Annotated in this window: 1 rRNA gene; it reads left to right on the top strand. The window is 52.8% G+C overall.

The annotated features are described in order from the left end of the window. Positions 1-598: ribosomal RNA gene (locus KHB02_RS29660) — 23S ribosomal RNA — on the top strand; the annotation flags it as partial.

Here is a 598-nt window from a genome sequence, read left to right as displayed (position 1 = left end):
TTATAGTACCGAAGTTCCTGATTCCACACTGCCAAGAAAAGCCTCTAGCGAGATAAAAGGTGCCCGTACCGCAAACCGACACAGGTAGGCGAGGAGAGAATCCTAAGGTGAGCGAGAGAACTCTCGTTAAGGAACTCGGCAAAATGACCCCGTAACTTCGGGAGAAGGGGTGCTTTTTGGGGTGAATAGCCCCGAAGAGCCGCAGTGAATAGGCCCAGGCGACTGTTTAGCAAAAACACAGGTCTCTGCAAAGCCGCAAGGCGAAGTATAGGGGCTGACGCCTGCCCGGTGCTGGAAGGTTAAGAGGAGGGGTTAGCGCAAGCGAAGCTCTGAATCGAAGCCCCAGTAAACGGCGGCCGTAACTATAACGGTCCTAAGGTAGCGAAATTCCTTGTCGGGTAAGTTCCGACCCGCACGAAAGGCGTAACGATCTGGGCACTGTCTCAACGAGAGACTCGGTGAAATTATAGTACCTGTGAAGATGCAGGTTACCCGCGACAGGACGGAAAGACCCCATGGAGCTTTACTGTAGCCTGATATTGAATTTTGGTACAGCTTGTACAGGATAGGTAGGAGCCGTAGAAACCGGAGCGCCAGC

The organism is Neobacillus citreus (assembly GCF_018343545.2).
Taxonomy (GTDB): Bacteria; Bacillota; Bacilli; order Bacillales; family Cytobacillaceae; genus Neobacillus; species Neobacillus citreus.
The sequence above is the reverse complement of the archived record's forward strand: the minus strand, read 5'-3'. Positions and strand labels throughout refer to the sequence as shown.